This window comes from Limnohabitans sp. DM1 (assembly GCF_001269385.1).
Lineage (GTDB): Bacteria > Pseudomonadota > Gammaproteobacteria > Burkholderiales > Burkholderiaceae_C > Limnohabitans_A.
The window spans coordinates 18829-28116 of record NZ_CXOO01000035.1 but is presented as its reverse complement, the minus strand read 5'-3'; the positions used below and the strand labels follow the sequence as shown (position 1 = coordinate 28116).

Here is a 9288-nt window from a genome sequence, read left to right as displayed (position 1 = left end):
AGCGTCTCGTCTTCTTTGACCGTGCCTGCTTGCACGTTGCTGGTGATTGTCGGCACATCGTTCGTGCCAGTGATCGTGATCACCAAGTTGGCGGCTGTTGAGGCTGCGTTCTGGATGTCTGTAGCGATGTAGCCGATGGTGATGACACGCGTTGCGCCTTCAGCCAGGCCGTCGTAGCTGGAAGCATCAAAGCTGTAGCTGCCATCGGCGTTGAAGGTCAGGCCCTCTGGCGCAGCGGCAGTCAGTGCATAGGTCAGGCTGGCTGTTTCGTCCGTGTCTGCGTCTGTGGCAGAAACGCTGCCGCTGACGCTGGCATCTTCGGTGACTGCGGCTGTGGCCGCTGTGGCCACGGGCACATCGTTGGTGCCAGTGATCGTGATCACCAAGTTGGCGGCTGTTGAGGCTGCGTTCTGGATGTCTGTGGCGATGTAGCCGATGGTGATGACACGCGTTGCGCCTTCAGCCAGGCCGTCGTAGCTGGAGGCGACAAAGCTGTAGCTGCCATCGGCGTTGAAGGTCAGGCCCTCTGGCGCAGCGGCAGTCAGTGCATAGGTCAGGCTGGCTGTTTCGTCCGTGTCTGCGTCTGTGGCAGAAACGCTACCGCTGACGCTGGCATCTTCGGTGACTGCGGCTGTGGCCGCTGTGGCCACGGGCACATCGTTGGTGCCAGTGATCGTGATCACCAAGTTGGCGGCTGTTGAGGCTGCGTTATGGATGTCTGTGGCGATGTAGCCGATGGTGATGACACGCGTTGCGCCTTCAGCCAGGCCGTCGTAGCTGGAAGCATCAAAGCTGTAGCTGCCATCGGCGTTGAAGGTCAGGCCCTCTGGCGCAGCGGCAGTCAGTGCATAGGTCAGGCTGGCTGTTTCGTCTGTGTCTGCGTCTGTGGCAGAAACGCTGCCGCTGACGCTGGCATCTTCGGTGACTGCGGCTGTGGCCGCTGTGGCCACGGGGACATCGTTAACAGCCGTGATGTTGAGCTGCAGAGTTGCCGCAGTCACCGCCACGCCGTCACTGACGCCATAGCTCAGGACAACAGCGCCGTTGTAGTTGGCGGGAGCCGTCAGGGTGTACGTGCCATCATTGTTGGCAACAACTTGAATCACAAGACCAGCATCGCCTTTGGCTGTCAGGTTGACGATGCTGAGTTTTTGGTTTTCTGCGTCTGAATAGCCCTGGAGCAAATCCGAAGCTTTGATGATCGTGGAGCGGTCTTCGACGCCATCCACCAGGACCGCCTTGGCACCTGTCAAAGCGGGTGCAAAATTGCCTGCGCTGTATTCAAATTTGATTTGGGATGGCGCCGACTCGTTGCCCGCTCTGTCGATTTGGCGCAGTGTCAGAACAAATGCACCCTGCGGCGCTGCAACAGGCGTTGAGGGGCCAGAAATCTGGGCACTCCATGTTTTCCCGTTGTCGAGGCTGTACTGCCAAACAGCACCTGCTTCGAGGCCCGTGACCGTGATCATCACATTGGGTTTGCCAGCGCCTCCAACGGGATCCGTATGAGGGGCAATCTTGGCGCCAATGGTACTGACTGTGCTGTCGTAGGTGATGGCCGCAACACCAGAGGCCACGGGTTTTTGTGTCTGCGAATCCGTGACAGTGACCGTGATGGTGGCTGAACCATCTTGGGTGAAGGTCGGCAGTTTGATGTCGACGTAGCCACGGGCTACGTCTTCGGGCGTCACGATGACCGTTGTGGGCTCACGGCCTTCTTGCGTCAGTTGGATGGTATCGCCCACTTTGACCGTGTTGGCCAGTGGCTTCAAATCAATCCGAACAGAGGGATCGGCCACATGGGTGAGCAAGGCCGAGCCATTGAGACTAGTGTCGCTGAAAGGCGCAAGTTTGAAGTCGACAACTTTATTGCCTTGCGAAACAAACTTCAGCAGCGCAGTCAGGCTCTGAAGTGCCTCTGCGGACATGGTGCCGCCCAGGCTCAAGATGTTCGACAGGTCATCCTGGACAAGCTTTTGGAATTCGTAAATGCCGTCCAAAGAGTCAGCGCTGAAGGTGTTGCCTTCTGCGATCAGCAAAACGGCATCACCCTTTAGTCTCGTGACCGAGGAGATGATGGACACATCATTGAGTGCAAAGGGCTTTTGCGCTCCGCTTGCAACGTTGGCGATTTGCTTAGTAAGGCCAACGAGAACTTCCCTCATCGCATCCTGGATCGAAGGCCCAGAAGGCAAGGCATTCATGGCAGATGATGCCGTGATGAGCAAATTGGCCACTTGCGCAGCTTTGATTTGCAGTGCCAAAGCCAGGCTTTTTTGCTCAGCAGTGCCCGACATGGCAGCAGCAATCGGATCGAGCGTCAGCAAGTCTTGGCTGTCTGGAATACCCAGGGCCGTGCGCACGGCCTGCATGGCCTTGGCCGCAGACATGCCGGGATTGGCTTCAATGAAACTCTGGACCAGTGTGGTCAGCGGGTTGATGACGGTGGCGCCAGAAGGCGCGCTCAGTTCGATCTCAAATTTCAGGCCGGTGGAGGTGTCCACACCACCCGATGCCACCACTTTGCTGGCTTGCTTGAGCAATGCCTCGTCAAATGTGTAGCGACCAAAAGCATCCGTGGTGGTCGAAGCAATGACTTTGCGGTCGGCATCAAGGAGCTTGACGATGGCGCCTGAAATATAGCCATCAGCCACGATACCGTTGGCATACAAAACAGCCTTGGCCACCACTGCGGCTGGGCCACCACCAGCGAGCAAGGAGTTGAACAAAAAGCCGCCACCCATGACCACGAAAGGCGAAAAACCTGTTTCGCCAATCTTGAGGTCAGTCCATTCAAAGCCTTTGGCGGCACCTTCTGAACCTGCATTGGCCTGCTGGTTGCTTGACGAAGAGGACTGGCTCTGCGCCGATTGAGCCTCTTGCTCCATGGCAAGTTGCAGCTCGGGGTCAATGCCTCTGGCCTGAGCTGTGACGGCCAACTCTTCATCAATCAGGGCACGCAGTTGCGCCGCAGCTTGCTCGGGGTCTAACTCTTCTTCGCTTTGATCGGCAGTCGGCTCTATGCCTTCATCTTCAGTCAGCAGTTCTTCGGCTTCTTGCTCAGATGCTGGGGCATGGAGATGAGCACTTTGAGCTTTGACATGCTCCGCAAACAAATACAAAAGCGCAACTTGCAAGCTCGCACGGGTGACATCTGCATTGGCCACACGCAACAAAGCCCTGGCCTTCTGCATCAGAGTGCGCAGTGTTTTGACTTGCAAAACAGATGAGCTTTTGGGCGAATTCAAGACTATGCTTTCAATTTCGAGGATGATCTTTTTTGTCAATATTGTCGTCTAAGGCCAAATACTAACATGTTTAAAGCGTCTTCAGTAGTTTCCGCAGAATTTTTTACAAATTGCATAAGATTGTTTTTTTAAGTTTATTCAGCATTTGGTATTCAAATTTATTAATTTCCATCAAAAATTTGCAGAAGACGGTTGCAAACGCTCATTTTTAAAATATAAATTTGTAGAAAATTTTATTTTAGACACAAAACCAACAAACACAACAAATACACTCATGCACATGGAAGTCCGTCTCATGAACCCATTTTTTCTAGGCGCAGTGTTGCTGGCAACCGCCAGTCACTGCTCATTGGCATGGGCATCCAAAACCGAGCCAACGGCCCTGCTTCCCAAGGATTCGACGCAAAGTTCTGCCACCTTGGTGGATTTGCCAAGTCAATTGACCCGCAAGCTGCGGGCAGCGTCACAAGCCACGTATGAACTGCAAAATGGTTTCAACAAATTGCAGCGCCTGTGCACGTATGGCCATGCTGCGCAGCCCTCTGCGCCCAGCCAAAGCAGCGACTGGTTGACCCGTCAAACTGAAAAAGCACATGCCGAACTGGTCAACGTGGAATCCAATCTGCAAGGAATTGCCACCCATTTCTCTCAAAATTCACGCATTTCAAGTCACAGTCACTGCAGGTATTTCACTCAATTCAAGGTTTTGGGTTTTGCCTGCGAGGGCTACCAGGATGACAGATCAAAGTTGGATTTGGCCGCACGAGACATGCAAAAACTGGCGTCCGCTGCCCGTCAGAGACTTCACTTGTACGAGCAGTTCGCCAAGCTGGAAGACCAAGGCTGCGTTCGACAAGGCTTCACCGTGAAGTTGTGGGACACAGAGACAAATTTCCTGTGGCCAAGCTTGGTGGATGCCCCCGCCGTTTTCAGGTCCTTGCTCCCCCATGCTCCTGCACAATGAGCACTTGCGTGAGCCAAATTTTTGGACACGGATTCGTGATGCAGCGAACAACTGGATGTCTCGTTCGGGAGGACTTTGGCTGGCCTGCTTGAGTTTGCTCATGCTGGTCATCACGCCTTGGTGGATTGAAAAAGCCATCTCCAACGACTTGCAAACGCGCACACATCAAAGCGCATTGCATGTCGCACAACAATTGCTGGCGCGGCTGGATGCCATGCAAACCCACTACGCCCGAGCCGTATCAGCCTCCGGCAATCCTCGTGCAGATTTTGAGAAAATCGCTCGCCAGTGGCTCAAAAACTCCCCCCATGTACACAGTGTTCAGCTGATTGACGAACAGGCGCGTGTGCTCAAGGTCTTGGTCAACAGTACGGATTCGGATGTTGCCGCTGAGGCCCCAAACTTCAAGCCACTCAACCAGATTTCACTGGCTCATGCCCTGGAGCTGCAAACGTCGACTTACAGCGCCCTTTACAAACTGCGAGACAAATCAGTGGTCGATTTGTTCATACCGCACAGCGCGACTTCTTCTGTCGCTTACGCGTTGACCCTGGACACACTGGCATGGACACAGGAGGCAAGCGCGTCCACAGACAAGTCATTGACGGCCGAGGTCATTCCCTACGAGGCCTCCACGTCCAAGGATGTTTCCCGGTACATCCTGAATTTTCCAGAGTGGGAAGGCCTGTGGTCCTTGCAATTCAAATCTGCTGACCCGATGCTGGACGTCCTTTCCGCCTTGCGCCCGGCATTCTTTGCCGTGACGCTGATGGTGTTCATCTTGTTTTTTTTGCATTGGAGAGACTTTCAGTTTCGCCAAAAAACAGAAGCTCAATTGCAAAAGCAATCGCGCCTGCTGGAGCAACAAAGTCGTCTGAGCATGCTGGGAGAAATGTCTGCCAGCCTGGCGCATGAGATCAACCAACCCCTGACGTCCATTGCCAATTACGCGGCAGCAGGTCAGTTGCAGTTGCAGCGCCATGACATGCACAGCCCAGTTCTGCCTTTGCTGGAAAAAATTCAGGAGCAAAGCCAACGCGCAGCGCAGGTGCTGGTGGCCGTGCGTGGCATGACGCAACCGGGGCCCATGGATGTTGCGCAAGTTGGCTTACAGGACCTGCTTTACCGGCTTGCGCCACATCTGCGCTGGCTGTGTTCACAGCATCAAGTGGCTTTGCAAATTCAGTGTGATGCCCACTGGCGCACCCTGCTTAACCCAATTTTGTTTGAACAAGTCATTTTGAATCTGGTCAAAAACAGCATTCAGGCGCTGGACAGCATCACCAAGAATGGCAAGCGCATTCGTATTCACGTCAAGGGTGAGCATGGCATGTTGCACATTCAAGTGGCAGACAACGGCCCCGGCATTCAGCCCGAAAATGTGCCGCGAATTTTTGACTCCTTCTTCACCACCAAGCCCCAGGGACTGGGCATTGGTTTGAAGTTATGCCGTTCAGTCATTGAACGTCTGAACGGACGTTTGACCCTGAAATCCAACAGCCCCGGGGGGGCTTGCTTCCTGATCTGCTTGCCACTGATGGATAAGCCGAGTGAAAAGACCACTTCCTCATGAGTTCTCATATTTTTGTCATTGAAGATGATGCCGAGTTGGCGCAAAGCCTGAAGGTATTGCTCACATCGGCGGGGGCTGACAGCGTTCGATGCTTCGAGTCGCCCGCTCAGTTCATCCAAAGCTATCCCGACCTCAGCGGGACGCTTGAGGAGCCTGGCTGCGTGCTCATGGACATTCGCATGCCCGACATGTCAGGACCCGAGCTGTTTGCGCTCATGCAAAGTCAAAACTTTCCATGGCCTGTGATTTTCATGACAGGCCACGGCGACCTGTCGATGGCCGTGAGTTTGATGAAGGCAGGCGCATTCGACTATGTGACCAAGCCATTCGACCCCATGGGCTTGCTTGAAAAAGTGCAGGCAGCAAGCAAGGCATCCAACGCGAAGATCGCTGACCACGTTTTCAAGCGCCTGCACCTGGCCAAGCTACAGTCTCTGACGCCCCATGAGAGCTTGGTATTCAGCAAAATATTGAGCAATCAAACCAACCGTGAAATTGCGCAAATGATGGAAAACAGCGTGCGCACGATTGAAACTCACCGCGCCAATATCTTGAAAAAAATGGGCAAATCTTCTGCGCTTGAACTGGCTCAAATGCACGAACGCTTCACCCTCATGGGTGGGCAAACCCCCTTCCCCATGACACCAAACAAGTGATCCTTCACGCCCGCTGTGGCCCGCATCTGTGCAGTGGTGCCGTCAGCATGGATGCCCTTGTTTCTGCGCTCAGTCGCGCACGAACAAGGTCACCAGAGGATCGGTGCCCACCTGGCGGCTTCTGTGGCCGTGCACGGCGGGGTCAAAGGTGGCGCCATCGGGCAAGGTGTCGCCCGAATAGAAAAATTCGCCGGGCCCAAAAATGCGCGAACTGCCATCTTGTAGAAAAATTTCCATCTGACCGCTGAGCACAAACAACCATTGCGTGGTGCCTGTGCAATGGAAGCTGCTTTGAAAGCCCACAGGACTGTGGCGCAATTGGTAGCCCCCACTGGGCAGCAAAGGCGAAAGCTGGCTTTGGGGCGTGCCTTCAGTCAACTCGACCATCTCGTCACGAAAGCGGGCGCGGCCGTCTGTATCGGTAAAAAGAATGACTTTTTTCAGGGTGCTCATGGCAAGGATTTCAAGAAAGCTGCAAAGCCCGATTGTCGCCGAGTCAACACCCGAGACAAGCCTTGGAGGATGGATCACACCCCATGTCGGGGCTGAAGCCGCCGACCTACAAATGCACGGTCCTCGTTGTTGGGGCCGAAGTGTTCAGAGCCCATCACACCGCGCGCAACACCGACGATTCAGGTGCTTTGCCGCTGGAGGATGTCAAAGCCTAGGTCGCGTTGCGGCTCTGCGGGCTCTTCACCACGCATCAGGCTCAGCAGCATCTGCGCGGCCGCCTCGCCAATTTGCGCACGAGGTGTGCGCACCGTGGTCAGCGGCGGCAGCATCTGGTCGCTGCCGGTCAGGTCGTTGAAGCCTGCGATGGCCACCTGCGACGGCACGGCGATGCCCCTTCGCAAAGCGGCCATCAAGGCCCCCTGCGCCAAATCGTCGTTGCAGAAAAAGATGGCATCGACAGCGGGCCGCTGCTGCATGATTTGCTCAAACATCACCGCACCCAAAGCCAAGGATGAAGGCGCGGGGTTGAGGAATTCCAGTGTGGCCTCGTACAAACCGGCTTCTTGCAAAGCGCTGCGCCAGCCGAACAAACGCTGCATGACCCGGGGATCCAACTGCGCAGCGGCAAATGCAATGCGACGCCGACCAGTTTGCAACAAATGCCGCGTCATGGCCGCACCGGCATCGGTTTGCCGAAAGCCCACGCAGTAAGGGCCCACAGCGTGCGGGTCCGTTGGCAAATCCATCAGGTGCACGAAAGGCACTTGACTGCTTTCCATGAGTTTTCGGGTCACTGCGTTGTGGTCCAGTCCCGTGACCAAGAGGCCCGCTGGACGGTGCAGAAGTTGCTCACGCAGCAATTGCTCTTCTTCACTGGCGTCGTAATGCGTGACACCCATAAGGGTTTGGTAGCCTGCGGCACGCAATGTTTTTTGAGCTGCATCGAGCAAATCCACAAACAAGGCATTGGACAAAAGCGGAATCAGGATGGCCACATGGTTGCTGCGTTGCGAGGCCAAGGCCCGCGCCGCCGGGTCGGGCACGTAGCCGAGCTTGGCAGACACGGCCTGCACGCGTTCGATCAAGGCGGGGTCCACCGCACGCTCGCCCCGCAAAGCCCGGGACACGGTACTGGGGCTGACACCTGCAGCTTGAGCGACGTCGGTCAAGGTCACGCGGCCAGTGGCGCGGTGCCTTTTGGTGGTCTTGGTGATCGGAGGAATGGCGTTGGGCAAGGGTTAATCCGGAGCAAGAAGGACAAGCGAAGCCGATAGGATAGCGCTATCCCAAATCGAGAATGAAGATTTTAAGTTGATCACCCTGCTGACTGTCTTTTTAAGCTGGGCAAAAGCATAGAATTTTTGTTTGCGTTTTTTTATTGATCCGGACAGCGCTGTCCGGATTTGTTTTTTCGACTGGAATCATTGACGTGTCCAAACCCGAAGTGCTGGCTGTGGCCAAACTCCACCCTTTTTATCAACAAGCGCTGGAATCGGTCTACACCGTGCATGACCGCATCCACATCACCGACCCCACTGCCTTCGCTGAGTTGGCCCCCCGCATCGTGGGCGTAGCCGGGACTGGCGAGGCCAGCGTGCCGCGCAACCTGCTGGCGCAAGTGACGAACGCCAAAGTAGTGTCGGTGTTTGGTGTGGGCTACGACGGCGTGGATGTGGCTGCAGCCATCGAGCACGGCATACCCGTCACCCACACCCCCGATGTGCTGACCGACGATGTGGCCGATCTGGCCATGGGCCTGGTGCTGTCGGTGGGCCGCGCCATCCCGCAAGCGGACCAGTTTGTGCGCGCAGGCCAGTGGCCCAACGGCCCCATGGCTTTGGGCCGCAAGGTCTCGGGCGCTCGCTTGGGCATTGTGGGCTTGGGCCGCATTGGCAAAGCCATTGCTCAACGCGCCAAGGGTTTTGGCATGTCGATTGCCTACACCGCCCGCACCGAAAAGGCCGATTCCGGTTTCAAATTTTTCCCGTCAGCGGCCGCGCTGGCGGCGAACGTGGATTTTCTGGTGGCCATCACGCCCGGCGGCGCTGGCACCAAGCACCTGATCAATGCCGAAGTGCTCAAGGCCCTGGGTCCTCGCGGCTTTTTGATCAATGTGGCGCGTGGCAGCGTGGTCGATGAAGAGGCGCTGATCGCCGCCCTGCAAAACGGCACCATCGCGGGCGCAGGCCTGGATGTGTTTGCCAACGAGCCCCATGTGCCCGAGGCGCTGTGGAGCCTGCGCAACGTGGTGCTGACGCCGCACATGGCCAGCGCCACCACCGAAACGCGCCAAGCCATGGCCGATCTGGCATTTGCCAACATGCAGGCCGGTATTTCAGGCCAGCCCTTGCGCACACCCGTGCCCGAGTGCATGAGCATGGTCAAGTGAGCGGC

At 56.0% G+C, this 9288-nt stretch carries 7 protein-coding genes; 4 read left to right on the top strand and 3 right to left on the bottom strand.

The genetic code is table 11. The features are described 5' to 3' along the window. A partial coding sequence (locus AMM33_RS14320) for a tandem-95 repeat protein (protein WP_228768141.1) occupies positions 1 to 3248 on the bottom strand: 3248 nt, incomplete at its 3' end. 145 nt (positions 3249 to 3393) lie between these two features. Here AMM33_RS14320 and AMM33_RS14315 point away from each other — a divergent pair. The 3 genes from AMM33_RS14315 to AMM33_RS14305 are packed head-to-tail and all read left to right on the top strand — an operon-like array spanning position 3394 to position 6441. Next, positions 3394 to 4212: a hypothetical protein gene (locus tag AMM33_RS14315; protein WP_194945470.1), complete on the top strand. Its 819-nt coding sequence runs from the start codon at positions 3394 to 3396 to the stop codon at positions 4210 to 4212. Continuing rightward, the gene (locus AMM33_RS14310) at positions 4196 to 5785 is read left to right on the top strand and encodes a sensor histidine kinase (protein ID WP_194945469.1); all 1590 of its coding nucleotides are present in this window, start codon (positions 4196 to 4198) and stop codon (positions 5783 to 5785) included. Before AMM33_RS14315 ends, AMM33_RS14310 begins: the two co-directional genes overlap by 17 nt. Continuing rightward, positions 5782 to 6441, top strand: a complete 660-nt coding sequence (locus tag AMM33_RS14305; protein WP_090141981.1) for a response regulator transcription factor — start codon at positions 5782 to 5784, stop codon at positions 6439 to 6441. Before AMM33_RS14310 ends, AMM33_RS14305 begins: the two co-directional genes overlap by 4 nt. A 69-nt stretch (positions 6442 to 6510) precedes the next feature. On the opposite strand, the gene AMM33_RS14300 is transcribed toward AMM33_RS14305, so the two are convergent. Together AMM33_RS14300 and AMM33_RS14295 are read right to left on the bottom strand one after the other, a co-directional pair. After that, positions 6511 to 6894, bottom strand: coding sequence for a cupin domain-containing protein (locus tag AMM33_RS14300; protein ID WP_090141980.1), 384 nt, complete (start codon positions 6892 to 6894; stop codon positions 6511 to 6513). Between the two features lie 179 nt (positions 6895 to 7073). Next, positions 7074 to 8129, bottom strand: a complete 1056-nt coding sequence (locus AMM33_RS14295; protein WP_228768140.1) for an HTH-type transcriptional regulator GntR — start codon at positions 8127 to 8129, stop codon at positions 7074 to 7076. Between the two features lie 194 nt (positions 8130 to 8323). On the opposite strand from AMM33_RS14295, the gene AMM33_RS14290 reads away from it, so the two are divergent. Next, complete coding sequence (locus tag AMM33_RS14290; RefSeq protein WP_194945468.1) at positions 8324 to 9283, top strand: 2-hydroxyacid dehydrogenase; 960 nt, start codon at positions 8324 to 8326, stop codon at positions 9281 to 9283. The last annotated feature ends 5 nt before the right edge of the window (positions 9284 to 9288 follow it).